We start from the raw sequence: 15,076 nt of genomic DNA, 5'->3' as shown, positions 1-15,076 counted from the left end.
CATTGCGCGCCTCCGGCGCGCTGGGTCATGGGCCTGTGACTCCCGGCCTTCCCTCGTCGCTCCGCTCCTCAGTCCAGGCCGGGAGGGCCCATGACCGGCTTCGGCGAAGTGGCGAAGCACGGCCGTGGTTGGTTGCCGTTGATCGGGGTCAACGCGCTGGTCGGCAGCGGTGTCACCCTCGCGCTTCCGGCGGTCCTCGGCCGGTCCGTCGACTCGATCGTGGCCGGCACCGGCTACACCCGCTGGCTCGTCGTCGCGGCTTCGCTGATCGCGCTCGGGATCGCGGCCAGCATCATCGACGCGTTCGCCGGCGCCGCCTGCGTCGCCGAAACCACCGCCTGGCTGCGGCACCGACTGGTACGGCACGTCGTCCGCGGCGGCCCGGAAGGCACCCGGAACTTCGACACCGGCGACCTTGTCACCCGCGTATCGGCCAACGCGACCGACGCGGCCCAGGCCGGCCCGGCGGCAGTGACTGCGATCGCCGCGATCGCTCCTCCCCTCGGCAGCCTCGTCCTGCTCGCAGTCATCGACCTCTGGCTGGCAGCTGCCTTCTTCGGAGGCGTACTGCTCGTCGTTCTGGTCCTCTGGACCTTCGCCAAACGAACCGCCAACGTCAGCCTGTCCTACCAGGAGACCCAGGGCCGCATCGCCGCTCTGCTCTCCGAATCCCTCACCGGCATCCGCACGATCACCGCCGCCGGTACGACGGAACGCGAAGAGCGTCGCGTTCTGGGCCTGCTTCCCGAGCTCCACCGGCACGGCGTCGTCACCTGGCGGATCCTCGCCCGCTCCGGCGCACAGGCCGCGGTCGTCGGCCCGCTCGTCCTGGTCGCCGTCCTGGCCGTCGGCGGACTCCAACTCGTCAACGGCAACGTCACGGCGGGCGAGCTGTTCGCCGCCTCGCAGTACGCCGTGCTCGGGGCCGGACTCGGCAACCTCACCGGCGTCATCGGCGAACTCGCCCGCGCCAAGGCCGGTGTGCGGCGCTCCGCCGAGGTGATCGCGATCGAGTCCGTCGCCCACGGCACGCTGCCGCTTCCGGCCGGCCCGGGACAGCTGACCTTCGACGGCGTCAGCGTGGTCGCCGACGGAAATCTCCTGCTGGACAACGTGAATCTCGACCTCCCGGGCGGTATCACCGTGGCGGTGGTCGGCCCGAGCGGCGCCGGCAAGTCCGTGCTCGCGGCGGTCGCGGCGCGGCTGCGGGATCCGTCGACAGGCCAGGTTTCGCTGGACGGCGTACCGCTGCAGGCCGTCAGCCGGCGGGCGTTGCGCAGTGCCGTCGGGTGTGCGTTCGAGCGGCCGCAGCTGATCGGCCGGACCGTTGGCGAGGCCATCGATCCGCAGGCGGTCAGCCCGATCCGGACGCTCGCCGCCGCGCGCGCCACCCACGCCCACGACTTCGTCAGCCGACTGCCCGACGGGTACTTCACGTCGTTGCGCAAGGCACCGATGTCCGGTGGTGAACGCCAGCGCCTCGGACTCGCCCGCGCCTGGTCGGCGCGCCGCCTGCTCGTCCTCGACGACGCCACGTCGAGCCTCGACACCGCGACCGAACGCCAGATCAGCCGGACGCTGACCGAGGACCGCCACCACCGCACCCGCCTGATCGTCACGCACCGCCCGGCCACCGCGGCCCGCGCCGACCTGGTCATCTGGCTCGACCGCGGCCAGGTCCGCGCCATCGCACCTCACGCCGACCTCTGGCGCAACACGTCGTACCGAGCCGTTTTCGCATGAGACGTGAGCTGTCGTACGGCGCTGCCGCATTGCGGACCCGGGCCACGGTCGGGCTGATCGGATGGTCGATACCGGAGATCCTGCCGACGGCGGTGTACGGGATCGCGGTGGCGCGGGCGACGGACAGCTTTCTCGCCGGGCACGCGTGGCAAGGGATCGCGTGGCTCGGTGGTTTGGTCGCGACGGCCTGCCTCGGCGCGGCCGGGGCCCGGCAGGTGTACGGGCGGTTGGGTGAGCTGGTCGAGCCGCTGCGGGACGACTTGGTACGACGGGTTGTCGGCGGCGCACTGCGCACCGGGGACGACGGTGCGGTTGCGCGACTGAACCGGCAGGTCGAGATCGTCAGGGACACGTTCGCGGGCCTCGTCCTGGTACTGCGGAGTTTCGCGGTCACGCTGTTCGGCGTACTCACCGGGTTGTTGTCGCTGGCTCCACTCGTCGCGGCGTTCGTCGTACCGCCGTTCCTGCTGGGATTCGTGCTGTCGCTCGCGGTGCTCGGGATGGCGGCGGACCGGGTGCGGGCGTCGCTGACGGCGGACGAGGAGCTCGCAGCGTCGGCGGGCATGGTGTTCGGCGGCGTACGCGACATCACCGCGTCCGGGACCGAGGAGTACGCGGAATGGCTGGCCGGTCAGCCGATCGCGGCGCAGGCGGCAGCGGAGCGGGCGCTGGCGAAGGTGTCGGCGCTGCGGACGCTGTGCTTCGCTGTCGGTGGTTGGCTGCCGTTGCTGATCCTGCTCGCGGCAGGACCGTGGCTGGTGGGACGTGGGGTCAGCACGGGCACGCTGCTCGGTGGGCTCACCTATGTCCTGATCGGACTGCAGCCCGCGTTGAACACGGTCATGAACGCACTCGGCGACAGCGGTCTGCGGTACGTGATCACGCTCGGGCGGATCCTCGACACCTCACCGCCGACTGAGCAACCGCGACCGGTCGACGAGCTCAACGGCTATCAGATCCGCCTGCGCGGGCTGACGTTCGCGTACGGGCCCAAGGCCGAGCCGGTGCTGGACAAGCTCGAGCTCACGATTCCCGAGGGCGATCATCTCGCTGTCGTCGGACCGAGCGGTATCGGAAAGTCGACGCTGGCCGGTCTGGTCTGCGGGATGCTCGCGCCGACGGGCGGCCGGCTGCTGCTCGGTGGCGTGCCACCTACCGAGGTGACTGCCGAGCGGCTCGCGCAGACGCGGGTGCTGATTCCGCAGGAGGCATATGTCTTCAGCGGTACCGTCCACGACAACATCACGTACTTGTTGCCCGATGCAACAGCTGCCCAGGTGGAGCACGCCGTACAGGCGATCGGCGCCACGCGGCTGATCGACCGGATCGGCGGGCTGCAGGCCGTAGTCAGGCCAGGTGAACTGTCCGCCGGCGAGAAGCAACTGCTCGCGTTGGTCCGCGCCTACCTGTCCCCGGCGCCACTCGTCGTCCTCGACGAGGCGACCTGCTTCCTCGACCCCGAGGCGGAACGTCAGGCCGAGGAAGCGTTCGCGCAGCGCCCCGGGACGCTCATCGTGATCGCGCACCGGATCAGCTCCGCGCTCCGCGCGCGCCGCATCCTGGTGCTGGACGGCAACAAGGCAGCCCTCGGAAGCCACGCCGCCCTGATGCGCACGTCCCGGATGTACCGCGACCTGCACGGCAGCTGGACACCTTCTCAGATCCAGCCGGCCTCGTGAGCTTTCCGGATGGCCTCGATGCGGCTGCGTGAACCTGTCTTCGCGAGGATGCGGGACAGGTAGTTGCGGACGGTCCCGGCGCTCAGGCTCAGCGTGCGGGCAACCTCCTGCGCCGTCGCGCCCGTCATGACCTGGCGCAGTACCTCGCACTCACGGTCGGTCAGCGGATTGTCACCGGCCTTCAGAGCAGCCACAGCCAGCCGTACGTCGACCACGGGCAGCCCCTTCGCCACGTCGCGGACCGCCTGTACCAGCTGATCGGTGGTCGCGTCCGTAGCGATCAGCCCGATCCGGGGCGCCTGCTTCACCAGCGCGAGGCTCGTGGCGGCGATCGCCTCGTGGTCGATCAGCACCAGCACGCCGCGCCCGGCAAGTTTGCGGCACAGTTCCTCGGTCCGGATCCGGCCCGGCAGTCGTGGGTCGATCAGGAACACGTCGGGGCGCCGCCCGGCGACCTGGAGGACGTCCTCGGAGCTGTCCACCTCCGCCACCACGTCCAGGTCGTTCTCCCTTGCCAGCACCGCGGCCAGTGCACCACGCACCAACGTGCCGCGATGGCCGAGAGCTACTCGGATCACCGCTCCTGCCCCCATCACATCCGTTGCCTCACCACACCCCGGCGGCAGAACCTGCCGGACGGCGGTGCCCGTGCTTCGAACAACGAGCGAACCCACCGGATGACACGCACGACCTGGCCGCCAACGGCGATAAACCGATCGGTTCCGGCGCTTCGGTCGCGGCGTGGCGAGGGGCGGAAACCGTTCTGTTGTTGGGGTTTCGGTATGTCATGCCCTGGAAAAAGTTCGGGGCAGATCCCGATCTGGACTTGCGTTTCCGCAGAACCTCACCGAGGATGACTCAGGTCGCGCCGTTACCGTGGCGTGACCGTTCGGACGCCGTCCTGTGACCTGTCCGATCGCCCCCACCCCTGCACGGGGGGCCTGGTGAGTTCCACCATGCCCAAGCTCACGAGGAGCGCATTTCAGATGTCCAAGGCCCGACATGCGCGCGCCCGGCGAAGCACTCGCCGGGTGGCCCGAACCCTGTCCATCGCCGGTCTGGGAGCCGGCATCACCGCCGCCGGCGCCGGTGCGGCGTTCGCGACCGACTACCAGGTCAAAGCCGGCGACACCCTCTCCGAGATCGCGGCAGCCAACGGCACCGACTGGCACGAACTGGCGCGGATCAACAACCTGCAGGACCCGAACCTCATCCTGATCGGGCAGACCCTGACGCTGGACGGTGTGAAGAAGTCCGCCGACCAGAGCCCGCGGGTCGCCGAGAAGAAGTCCGAGACCAAGAAGAAGACCACGAAGCGCGACCGCGAGCAGCGGACCACCCGCTCCGAGGACCGCCCGAGCAGTGGCAAGGCGAACCTGAGCGGCGCCTGGGCGAAGGTCGCGGACTGCGAGTCCAGCGGCAACCCGCGCGCCGTGAACCCGGCCGGCTACTACGGGCTGTTCCAGTTCGACCTGCAGACCTGGCGCAGCGTCGGCGGCTCCGGGAACCCGGCGAAGGCCTCCGCGGCCGAGCAGCTGATGCGCGCGAAGAAGCTCTACGCGCAGCGCGGCGCCTCCCCGTGGCCGGTCTGCGGCAAGTACCTCCGCTGATCCGACCCCGGCCGGGCGGACGGCGGTAGACCGTCCTCCCCTGTTCGCCCGGCCACTCCGGCTCAGAGACCGCCGACCTTGGTCAGCAGGGCACCGATCAGCGGTGACAGCACCGCCAGGAGGCTCTGCAGGTCGGCGCGGGGATCCACCCCGAGTTCGAGTTCCTCCGCCACTTCACCGCGGAGCGATCGGCCGGCGCTGAACTCCTGCGGTGACACCGCGGACGGGTCCGGCAACGCCGCGACCTGATCCAGCAGGCGGCGCGCCCGGTTCTCGACCGCCGACGACACGTAGAGGTGAACGCCGGCGACGACACCGGTGAACGCGGCGCCGTACACGACGCCGAAGGTGTCCGGCAGTGGCGTCAGGCCGGCCGCGGCAGTTGCCTGGCGAAGCGCTCCGGTGGCGATCACGGCCAGCGCGATCACCGCGCCCAGTCCCGCCGTCGCGAGTCGCGTCGTACGGCGAAGCAGCCGCAGGCGAGCGATGTCCGCAGGCGTGGTCCCCCATCCGCGGTCATCGGCCGCTGTGAGCTCGATGCGCTTCAGCGCCACGAGGACCGGCAGATTGGCGCATCCCGCGATCAGGTGGAGCAGCGGGATCTTCCAGTTCTGCCCCTCCATGACGTACGGGTTCCGCAACCCAGCGGCGGCGCCGATCAGGAGCGGTACGACGATCACCGCAAAGACGAAGCCGACGAACCGGACGGTCGCGCGACGACCTGACGCGTCGCCGTCGACGGGCCGGACGGCGGCGTCCTCGGTCAGTCGCCGCAGCAGCACCAGCCCGAATCCGGCGAGCAGCACCCACATCATCGCGCTCACACCGATCAGGTACTGCCAGACGGCGAGCTCGACGGCGCCTCCGCGGGCCCGCGGATCAGGATCCGCCCCACCGCCCGCCCACCCCAACGGTGAGGGCAGACTACGGTCAGGTGCGGGTGATGACCAGCATCTCGTCGGCGCCGACCTGGAACTCGTAGGGGACCTTGCGGATCTCGCAGGTTACGCCGTCGAGCTCGGCGAGAACGTCCGGCAGGAAGGGTACCGACTCGCCGGCGCCCTGTATCACCAGCGGGAAGATCCTGACCTCGGAGTCGGCCACCCGCACGAGCTCGCGGAGCGCGGCCAGATGCCAGACGCGGTCGAACGTGTCCGCCCAGGTGAACAGCAGGTGGGAACACAGCACCAACTCGAAGCGCCGGTCCGGGAACGGCAGGTCCGGCAGGCTGCCCGGGACGTAGCGCTCCGGTGACGTGGTGACGTCCTGCAGGAACCGATCGGCCGCGTCGATCCGCATCTCGTCACGCCGGGCGGGCTCGCCGTACCAATGCCAGACGAAGCTGCCCTGGTGCTCGTCGACGATTCCGTTGCCGGCCGGCAGGCTACGACGCACCGTGTCGACGAGCTCGGCAGGCGCCAGCTCGTAGGCCGGGTCGACGGCGATCGCATCGACCCCGCGGGCGGCAGCCTCGGCGGTGAAGCTCGAGCCGCCACCACTGCAGTCGAGCACGGACTCCGGGAGTTCCTTCAGGTCGAACATCGCTTCGTACTCGGCGTACGAGCGCGAGGTCACCAGCACGGGTCTACCTTTCGACGGTTGTCTTCCGGTGCAACCGGCGGTCCAGGGTGGTCGCTCCGGCCGCCAGAGCCAGGAACAGTACCGCCACCAGGAGACAGTTCAGCAGCACCCGTCCGTACCCGTGCTCGTTCACGTCCACGAAGGGATACGGGTAGAAGTCGACGAACGCGCCGCGGATCAGCGTGAACCCCAGCCACAACAGCGGGAACACGATCGACCACTGAACGATCCGCCAGTCGGTCAAACCGCGCGGGCCGAACAACAGCCAGCCCAGTACGCCGGCCACCGGAGCCGCCGTGTGCAGCAGGAAGTTCGCGACCCACGCCCACCCGTCGAGCTCGTCCAGCCCGGCCAGCACCGTGTGATAGACGATCCCGGTCACCGCGATGCAGAGCACACCGTTCAGCCGCAGGGTCTTGAACACCACACCGCGCGAGCGGCCGGGCCACAGCGCGAGCACCAGCGCCGTACCGCCGAGCAGTAGGTTCGACTGGATCGTGAAGTAGGCGAACACGTTGAAGAAGCGCTCCGGCGCGGTCGAGAAGAACCCCTCTTCGTTCTGCGCCGACAGCGGCAACTGAATCACGATCCCCGCCGCCACGATCAGCACGGTCAGCCAGGTCCAGATACGCCCCGTCATCGTCATGAACGCAATGTACGACGACCGAGCGTGACGATGCAGGACGTCAGACCGACTGCTTCTCGCGCGGCGCGTTCTCCTCCGGCTCGGCGCCCTCGAACGAGTAGCTGAACGAGACGACGGCGTCGATCACCAGCACGATCGTCCAGGTCCACGCCGGTCCGAGCACCGCGTCGTACCCGCGACCGGACAGCAGGCCGAGGCCGAGCATGATCCCGACGCCGACCACGTACGCGAGCAGGTGCCGGTACCACCCGGCACGTTCGCGGCGGGCGCGCTCCGGTCCCTTCTTCGGCGGCTTGACCGGTCGCGGCGCACCGGCCAGGTAGTGCGCGGCCCACTTGTCCGCCCAGTGGAGCGACTGGTGGCCGAACCCGACGCTCACACCGATGAAGATCGCGGCCAGCGAGTGCTTGAAACCGGGCTCCGCGCCGCGATGGATGTCCAGGACACTCGCCACGAGCATCACGACGTCGACCAGCGGTACGGCGGCCAGCAGGAACAGACCGGCCTTCGGCCGCCGCAGCAGGTAACGCGTCACGAGCCCCGCGGCCAGCAGCACCCAGAACCCGATCTCACACGCGGCGATCACAGCGAGCAGCACGGTGTTCCCCTCCCGAGATTGTTTCAGTACGACTGTGTTGCAAAACGAGACTAACACAGCTGTGCTAAAAAGGGCCACATGCCGAAGATCGTCGACCACGCCGCCCGCCGCGAGGAGATCGCCGAGGCGCTCTGGCGGGTGGTCCGCCGGGACGGGATCCGGGCCGCCTCGGTCCGCACCATCGCCGCCGAGGCCGGCTGGTCCGCGGGCGCGGTGCGCTACTACTTCCCCGACCAGGCCGGGCTGCTCAGTTTCGCGATGGACCTGGTGTCCCGCCGGGTGACCGAGCGGGTGCGGGCGATCGAGCCGAAGGGCACCGCGACCACGATCGCCCTGCGGTACCTCGAGGAAGCACTGCCGCTGGACGCCGAACGCCGGGCCGAGTTCGACGTCTGGATGGCGTTCATGGCGCAGGCCCAGGCCGAGTCCGGCGCCGGCGCACTGCACGATCACGTCGACACCGTCCACAACGGACTGCGCGAGCTGTGCGAGTCGCTGCTGCACGCACTGGCCGACGACGGCGCGCTGGCCGAAGGCCTCGACCTGCGCCGCGAGGTCGACCGCCTGCACGCCCTGATCGACGGCCTCGCCCTGCACGCCGCGATCCAGCCCGAACGCACCACACCCGCCCGCGTCCGGCAGGTCCTCCGGCATCATCTGGACAGCCTGATGGCCTGAGTAACCCCTTACAAAGCTGGGTTTTCGGACAAGAATCGCCGGGACCGGACCAAAACCGCGCGGCACGTGGCACGATCACCGCATGGAGTCCGAGGGGGTGATCGTCGTCAGCGGAATCATGGCGGCGGGGAAGTCGTCGGTGTCGCAGATGCTGGCCGAGAGATTTCAGTACGGCGTGCATCTGCGGGGGGACGTGTTCCGCCGGATGATCGTCAGCGGACAGGCCTCGATGGCCGACGACGTGATCGAAGCACAACGCCAACTGCAACTGCGCTACCGGCTGGCCTGCAAGGCCGCCGACGAGTACGCGCGCGCCGGGTTCACCGTGGTCCTGCAGGACGTGGTGATCGGCGAACTGCTGCGCGAGTTCCTGGACGGGATCCGGACGCGGCCGCGCTATCTGGTCGTGCTGACGCCACGGCCGGACGTGATCTCCAGCCGGCTCGGCGGGGCGCATCATCTGGTCGACGAGCTCGACTACGAGCTGCATGCGTTCACTCCGCGGCGTGGGTTGTGGCTGGACAACTCCGACCTGTCCGTCGGGGAGACCGTCGACGCGATCCTCGGCCGGCTCGACGAGGCCCGCTTCGACTGACGGTTCTGTCCGGCGGCCGGCACATCACCACACGCGAGCGGGTGACCGGCTCGCTACCCGGGGGTAGTTTGAGGGGATGACCGTACGGCGGACCTCCTGCAATCTCTGTGAAGCGATCTGCGGCGTTCTCGTCACCGTCGAGAACGGCCGGGTCACCGACATCCGCGGCGACGAGTCCGACCCGCTGTCCCGCGGTCACATCTGCCCGAAGGCGGTCGCCCTCCGCGACCTGCAGGACGACCCGGACCGGTTGACCACGCCGGTCCGGCGGACGCCCGACGGCTGGCAGCAGATCAGCTGGGAGGCGGCGTACGAAATCGTTGTCGGAAAGCTGACCGGAATCCAGAAAGAACACGGTCGGAACGCTGTCGGGGTGTATCTCGGAAACCCGAACGTGCACAGTCTCGGGGCGCTCACGCACCTGCCGACGATGGTCCGGCAGTTGCGCACCCGGAACAGGTTCAGCGCGACCTCGATCGACCAGCTGCCGCACATGCTGGCGTCGTACCTGCTCTACGGGCATCAGCTGATGGTCCCGGTACCGGACATCGACCGGACGTCGTACCTGCTGATGCTCGGCGCGAACCCGTTGGCGTCGAACGGCAGCATGATGACCGCACCCGGTTTCGGAACACGGTTGAAGGAACTGCGGAAACGCGGCGGAAAGGTTGTCGTCGTCGATCCGCGGCGCACGGAAACCGCTGCAGTTTCGGACGAGCACCATTTCGTCCGGCCAGGAACGGACGCGGCCTTTCTGCTGGCGCTGATCCATCAGGTGATCTCGGACGGGCACGCCCAGGTGGCGTCGTACGTCGACGGGCTCGCGGCGGTCGAGGCAGCGGTCGAGCAGTGGACGCCGGAGCGGGCGGCGGCGATCACGGGGATTCCGGCCGAGGTGATCCGGCGGGTGGCGCGGGAGTTCGCGGCGGCGGAGCGAGCTGCCTGCTACGGGCGGGTCGGGGTGTCGACGCAGCAGTTCGGGGCGATCTGCCAATGGGCGATCCAGGTGCTGAACATCATCACCGGGAACCTCGACCGGTCCGGCGGAACGATGTTTCCGCGGCCGGCCGTGAACGCGTTGCTCGGGCTCGGACGCGGGCATGTCGGGGTGTGGAAGAGCAGGGTGCGCGGGTTGCCGGAGTTCGGCGGTGAGCTGCCGGTGCCGGTGATGGCGGAGGAGATCCTGACACCGGGCGAGGGGCAGATCCGCGCGATGGTGACGGTCGCCGGGAACCCGGTGCTGTCGACGCCGAACGGCCGCCGCCTCGACGAGGCGCTCGGGTCGCTGGACTTCATGGTCGCGATCGATCCGTACATCAACGAGACGACCCGGCACGCCGACGTGATCCTGCCGCCGGCGCCACCGTTGGAGCGGGAACATTACGACATCGTTTTCCACCAGCTGGCCGTACGGAACACGGCGCGGTGGAACGACGCAGTACTCCCGAAGCCGGACGCCGCACGGCACGACTGGGAGATCTTCCGCGACCTCGGGCTGGCCCTGGTACGGCGTACTCCGTGGAGCCGGCGTCGCGCCGAGGTGACGGCGCGCCTGCGGATGCCGCCGCGGTGGATCGTGGACGCGGGGTTGCGGATCGGGCCCTATCGCTTGTCGGTGCGGAAGCTTCGACGCTCGCCGGGTGGGGTCGACCTCGGCCCGTTGCAGCCTGCACTACCCGCCGCACTGCACCGCAAGACGAAGCGGATCGACCTCGCACAGCGGATGATCCTGGACGAGCTGCCGCGACTCGACGCGTTGACAGCGCTCTCCGCCGACGAGCTCCTGTTGATCGGGCGTCGGCACCTACGCAACAACAACTCGTGGATGCACAACTCCGCCCGCCTGGTGAAGGGCAGGCCCCGGCACCAACTGCTCATGCATCCCGACGACCTGGCCGACCGCGACCTCTCCGACGGTCAGCTCGTCACGGTCACGTCCGCCGCCGGATCCGTCGCGGTAGAAGTTGCCGCCAGCAAGGACATCATGCCCGGCGTGGTGAGCATGCCGCACGGCTTCGGCCACAACCGCCCCGGTTCCCGGCTCACGGTCGCCAATCAGGTCCAAGGACCGAGCGTCAACGACGTCACGGACGCGACGCTGATCGACCCGGTCGCCGGCACCGCCGCCGTCAACGGCGTACCGGTCACCGTAACCGCCGGCTAACGCCGCCTCCCTGAACTTCGGACACCGAGGTTCGCCTGATTCGCCGGTGGGCCGGAGCTTTCGCGGATGATGAGGAGCGGTGTGGAGTAGAGGTGGGCCTGGGCACGTGCCCCGCTGAGCAGGTCCAGCAGCCGACGCGTCACCTCGGCGCCGTAGCCGACCACGTTGTGGCTCAGCGCCGTCAGCGTGGGGTGGGTGATTCGGCAGAGGGTGGAGTCGTCCCAGGCGACCAAGGTGATGTCGTCGGGGATGCGCAGCTCCAGCGCCTGGACGACGGCCAGGCCGGCCACGGCCATCAGGTCGTTGTCGTAGACGATCGCCGTGGGGCGGGGGTTCTCGTCCAGTACGTCGCGGGTGGCGGCGGCACCTTGTGCGGCGGAATAGTCGGTGTGGTGGACGACCGCGGTCAACGCGAGCCGTCGTACGGCGGTGTCGAAGGCCTGGTCGCGGATCCAGACGTCGCCGAACCCGGGCGGACCGGCCACCCGCACGATCACCCGGTGACCGAGTGACGCCACATGGTCGAGCGCCGCGTTCATCGCCGCGGTGCTGTCCGTCCAGACACACGGCATGCCGTCCGCGAGCGCGGGGTCACCGACCAGGACGGCCGGCAGACCGAGCTTCCGCAGTACCGGGATCCGGGGGTCGCCGACCCGGAGGTCGACGACGATCACGCCGTCGACCCGGCGCTCGGCCGACCACTTCCGGTACGTCACGAGCTCCTCGTCGAGATCGGCCACGACCTGCAGGGCGAGCGCGTACGAGTGCTCCGCGAGGACGGATTCGACGCCGCCGACGAAGCCCATGAAGTACGGCTCCTCGATCAGGGTCTGCGCGGTCCGGGCGAGCACCAGGCCGAACGTCTCGCTGCGCGCCGCGGACAGCTGCCGGGCGGCCCGGTTCGGCACCCACTCCAGCTCCGCCGCGACCCTCAGGACCCGCGCCCGGGTCGCCTCCGAGACCCCGGGCTGGTTGTTCAGCGCGTACGAGACCGCCCCCTGCGAGACACCACACCGCCGGGCGATCTCCTTGATGGTCACGCGCGACACGACACCCTCCTCACCGGGCGCCCGAACCCTCTCGATCCAGGTTTCCAGTGTCCCGCCGTTTCAACCCTCTGTCATCCGCTGAATACAAGACGTAACCATTTGATCAAACCGCGGAGCCCAGGTGACCGCCCAGTGGTTGGGCGGAGGGTGGTGTGGACGGGGGCCGGTGGGATACGGTTGCCGTCGTTACTTAACCGGTTCGGCTTATCAGTCGGCGTCGACCCCAGGGCAGCGGGTGAGGCGCCGCCGACAAGGAGAAACCATGGTCGCTAAGGACCACCTGTCCCTCCAGTTGTACACGGTCCGGGGCAAGCTCGAGGAAGACTTCGACGGCACCCTGGCCCGCATCGCGGAGATCGGCTACACCAAGGTCGAGCCCTTCGGTGTGACCGCCTTCGCGGACCGGCTGGCCGAGGCGCTGCCCAAGCACGGCCTCTCGGCCCCGACCACGCACGCCGGCCTGCTCCGCGAGGACAGCGCCCCGATCTACGCCGCGGCGAAGCGGCTCGGCATCACCACGGTGATCGACCCGCACACCGACCCGGCGCGCTGGCAGTCGGCCGACGAGATCAAGGTCATCGCCGACGGCCTGAACAAGGCCGCGATCGAGGCCGCCGACCACGGCATCACGGTCGGTTACCACAACCACCACTTCGAGCTGGAGTCGAAGGTCGACGGCGTGCACGCGCTCGAGATCCTGGTCGACAACCTGTCCGACGCGGTGATCCTCGAGGTGGACACGTACTGGGCCGCGGTCGGCGGCGCCGACGTACCGGCGCTGCTGAAGAAGTTCGGCGACCGGGTGACGGCGATCCACGTCAAGGACGGCGACGGGACGCTGGACAACAAGGCCCAGGTCGCGGTCGGCGACGGCACCATCGCGGTCCGGGACATCCTGGCCGCCGCGCCGCAGGCGCTGCGCGTAGTCGAGCTGGACGACTTCTCCGGCGAGATTCTCGACGCGGTCGAGGGCAGCTACACGTTCCTGACCGGAGAGGGCGCACCTGAATGAGCGCGGTCGGCGTAGGTGTGATCGGCGCGGGGGTCATCTCCGACGCCTACATCAAGAGCATGCAGAGCTTTCCGGACCTGAAGGTCGTCGCGATCGGCGACCTTCGTCCGGAGGCCGCCAAGGAGAAGGCCGGGCAGTACGGTATCGAGACGCACGGTGCGCCCGAGGTCGTGCTGAACAACCCGGACATCGAGATCGTGGTCAACCTGACCATCCCGGTCGCACACGTCGAGGTCGCCCTCGCAGCGGTTGCCGCGGGCAAGCACGTGTGGAGCGAGAAGCCGTTCTCGCTGGACCAGGACAGCGGTCTCAAGCTGCTGGCCGCGGCCGAGGACGCGGGCGTCCGGCTCGGCTGCGCGCCGGACACCATCCTCGGTCCGGGCCTGCAGGAGTCCCGGCGGATCATCGAGCGCGGTGACATCGGTACGCCGTTGACAGCGCTCAGCCTGATGCAGTCCCCCGGACCGGAGTCGTGGCACCCCAACCCGGCGTTCCTGTTCCAGGAGGGCGCGGGCCCGCTGTGGGACATCGGCCCGTACTACCTCACCACCCTGGTGCAGCTGTTCGGTCCGGTCGCAGCCGTCGCGGGTCTCGGCTCGAAGTCCAGGGAGAAGCGCACGATCGGCTCCGGTCCGCTGGCGGGGACCGACTTCGACGTCACCGTGCCGACGCATGTCAGCGCGATCGCGAAGTTCGAGTCGGGACAGTCGTCGCAGAGCATCTTCAGCTTCGACTCGCCGCTGCCGCGGGCCGGGTTCGTCGAGATCACCGGAACGGACGCGACCCTGGCCGTGCCGGACCCGAACGGGTTCGACGGCGCGATCAAGATCCGCCGGCGCGGCGCCGAGGACTGGGAGACCGTCGCCGAGACGAAGGCGGTCGCGCAGCGCGGTACCGGCGTCCTCGAGATGGCCCGCGCCATCCGGGCCGACCGGCCGCACCGGGCATCCGGGGCGCTGGCGTTCCACATCGTCGACGTGATGGCGTCCATCACCGACTCGATCGACAGCGGCCAGTTCGTGGACGTCAAGAGCACCGTCGACGTCGCGCCGATCCTGCCGGACGACTGGGACGTGACCGCAGCCACGCTATGACCAGCATCCTCCTCGATCCCCGGCGGACCGTCGTGTTCGCCGGGGACTCGGTCACCGACTGCGGCCGCCGTACCGATCCCGACGGACTCGGCGACGGCTACGTCCGCACCCTGTACGACGACCTGTCCGGCCGGCTGGGCGATCGGCGGCCGACGATCGTCAACGCCGGCATCAGCGGCAACCGCGCGGTCGATCTGGCCGGCCGGTGGGCCACCGATGTGCTCGCCCACGACCCGTCGCTGGTGTCGATCCTGATCGGGATCAACGACACCTGGCGGCGGTACGACGAGGACGACCCGACGACCCCCGAGGCCTTCGAGGCGTCGTACCGGGCGCTCCTCGACCCGCTGTCCTGTCCTGTGGTCCTGATGGAGCCGTTCCTGTTGCCGGTCAAGGACGGGCAGGAGGAGTGGCGGGAGGACCTCGATCCGAAGCTCGAGGTGGTCCGGAAGCTCGCCGTCGAGTACGGCGCGATCCTCGTCCCCACCGACGTCGAGCTCACCCAGCAGGCCGCATCCGCCGGACCTGCGACGCTCGCCGGCGACGGCGTGCACCCGACCGCGGCCGGACACCGTGCCCTCGCCGGCCTGTGGCGACGGTACGTCCTCGACGACTGACACCGCTCCC

At 69.5% G+C, this 15,076-nt stretch carries 15 protein-coding genes; 9 read left to right on the top strand and 6 right to left on the bottom strand.

Annotated features, from left to right (window positions below):
• Positions 1-90 precede the first annotated feature (90 nt).
• Both BJY22_RS09035 and BJY22_RS09030 read left to right on the top strand, forming a co-directional pair.
• Positions 91-1,743 carry an ABC transporter ATP-binding protein gene (locus tag BJY22_RS09035; RefSeq protein WP_167205226.1) on the top strand — a complete coding sequence of 551 codons (1,653 nt, stop codon included), beginning with the start codon at positions 91-93 and terminating at the stop codon, positions 1,741-1,743.
• Positions 1,740-3,422 (top strand): ABC transporter ATP-binding protein, encoded by a 1,683-nt coding sequence (locus BJY22_RS09030; protein ID WP_167205224.1) that lies wholly within the window; start codon positions 1,740-1,742, stop codon positions 3,420-3,422. Before BJY22_RS09035 ends, BJY22_RS09030 begins: the two co-directional genes overlap by 4 nt.
• On the opposite strand, the gene BJY22_RS09025 is transcribed toward BJY22_RS09030, so the two are convergent.
• On the bottom strand, positions 3,401-4,000 hold the full coding sequence (locus BJY22_RS09025) for a response regulator transcription factor (protein ID WP_337758408.1): 600 nt from the start codon (positions 3,998-4,000) through the stop codon (positions 3,401-3,403). The two genes, BJY22_RS09030 and BJY22_RS09025, sit on opposite strands and share 22 nt — an antisense overlap.
• A gap of 408 nt (positions 4,001-4,408) precedes the next feature.
• On the opposite strand from BJY22_RS09025, the gene BJY22_RS09020 reads away from it, so the two are divergent.
• Positions 4,409-5,032, top strand: coding sequence for a transglycosylase family protein (locus BJY22_RS09020; protein ID WP_167205220.1), 624 nt, complete (start codon positions 4,409-4,411; stop codon positions 5,030-5,032).
• A gap of 62 nt (positions 5,033-5,094) precedes the next feature.
• Here BJY22_RS09020 and BJY22_RS09015 read toward each other — a convergent pair whose 3' ends face one another.
• The 4 genes from BJY22_RS09015 to BJY22_RS09000 are packed head-to-tail and all read right to left on the bottom strand — an operon-like array spanning position 5,095 to position 7,857.
• Positions 5,095-5,943, bottom strand: a complete 849-nt coding sequence (locus tag BJY22_RS09015; protein ID WP_167205218.1) for a hypothetical protein — start codon at positions 5,941-5,943, stop codon at positions 5,095-5,097.
• A gap of 19 nt (positions 5,944-5,962) precedes the next feature.
• A complete protein-coding gene (locus BJY22_RS09010) occupies positions 5,963-6,613 on the bottom strand; it encodes a methyltransferase domain-containing protein (RefSeq protein WP_167205216.1) in 651 nt (216 codons plus the stop codon).
• A 4-nt stretch (positions 6,614-6,617) separates the two neighbouring features.
• Positions 6,618-7,259, bottom strand: coding sequence for a Pr6Pr family membrane protein (locus tag BJY22_RS09005; RefSeq protein ID WP_167205214.1), 642 nt, complete (start codon positions 7,257-7,259; stop codon positions 6,618-6,620).
• Positions 7,260-7,299: 40 nt separating this feature from the next.
• Positions 7,300-7,857, bottom strand: coding sequence for a 2TM domain-containing protein (locus BJY22_RS09000; RefSeq protein ID WP_167205212.1), 558 nt, complete (start codon positions 7,855-7,857; stop codon positions 7,300-7,302).
• 78 nt (positions 7,858-7,935) lie between these two features.
• Here BJY22_RS09000 and BJY22_RS08995 point away from each other — a divergent pair, with 78 nt between their 5' ends.
• The 3 genes from BJY22_RS08995 (at position 7,936) to BJY22_RS08985 (ending at position 11,294) form a co-directional block, all read left to right on the top strand.
• Positions 7,936-8,535, top strand: a complete 600-nt coding sequence (locus BJY22_RS08995) for a TetR/AcrR family transcriptional regulator (protein ID WP_167205210.1) — start codon at positions 7,936-7,938, stop codon at positions 8,533-8,535.
• An 82-nt stretch (positions 8,536-8,617) separates the two neighbouring features.
• On the top strand, positions 8,618-9,130 hold the full coding sequence (locus BJY22_RS08990) for an AAA family ATPase (protein WP_167205208.1): 513 nt from the start codon (positions 8,618-8,620) through the stop codon (positions 9,128-9,130).
• Between the two features lie 76 nt (positions 9,131-9,206).
• Positions 9,207-11,294: a molybdopterin-dependent oxidoreductase gene (locus tag BJY22_RS08985; RefSeq protein WP_167205206.1), complete on the top strand. Its 2,088-nt coding sequence runs from the start codon at positions 9,207-9,209 to the stop codon at positions 11,292-11,294.
• Here BJY22_RS08985 and BJY22_RS08980 read toward each other — a convergent pair.
• Positions 11,291-12,343 carry a substrate-binding domain-containing protein gene (locus tag BJY22_RS08980; protein WP_167205204.1) on the bottom strand — a complete coding sequence of 351 codons (1,053 nt, stop codon included), beginning with the start codon at positions 12,341-12,343 and terminating at the stop codon, positions 11,291-11,293. The genes BJY22_RS08985 and BJY22_RS08980 overlap by 4 nt on opposite strands.
• Before the next feature lie 262 nt (positions 12,344-12,605).
• Between BJY22_RS08980 and BJY22_RS08975 the strand changes: the two genes are divergently transcribed.
• From BJY22_RS08975 to BJY22_RS08965, 3 genes are read left to right on the top strand one after another with little or no spacing between them, the layout of a single operon-like run.
• Complete coding sequence (locus tag BJY22_RS08975) at positions 12,606-13,355, top strand: sugar phosphate isomerase/epimerase family protein (protein ID WP_167205202.1); 750 nt, start codon at positions 12,606-12,608, stop codon at positions 13,353-13,355.
• The gene (locus BJY22_RS08970; protein WP_167205200.1) at positions 13,352-14,449 is read left to right on the top strand and encodes a Gfo/Idh/MocA family protein; all 1,098 of its coding nucleotides are present in this window, start codon (positions 13,352-13,354) and stop codon (positions 14,447-14,449) included. The genes BJY22_RS08975 and BJY22_RS08970 overlap by 4 nt, the downstream gene beginning before the upstream one ends.
• Entirely contained in the window at positions 14,446-15,066 is a 621-nt protein-coding gene (locus BJY22_RS08965; RefSeq protein ID WP_167205198.1) for an SGNH/GDSL hydrolase family protein, read from the top strand. Before BJY22_RS08970 ends, BJY22_RS08965 begins: the two co-directional genes overlap by 4 nt.
• Positions 15,067-15,076: the final 10 nt, after the last annotated feature.

Source organism: Kribbella shirazensis (assembly GCF_011761605.1).
In the GTDB taxonomy this organism is placed as follows: domain Bacteria; phylum Actinomycetota; class Actinomycetes; order Propionibacteriales; family Kribbellaceae; genus Kribbella; species Kribbella shirazensis.
Note: the sequence above shows the minus strand (reverse complement) of the source record. Positions and strands in the feature narration are given on the sequence as shown.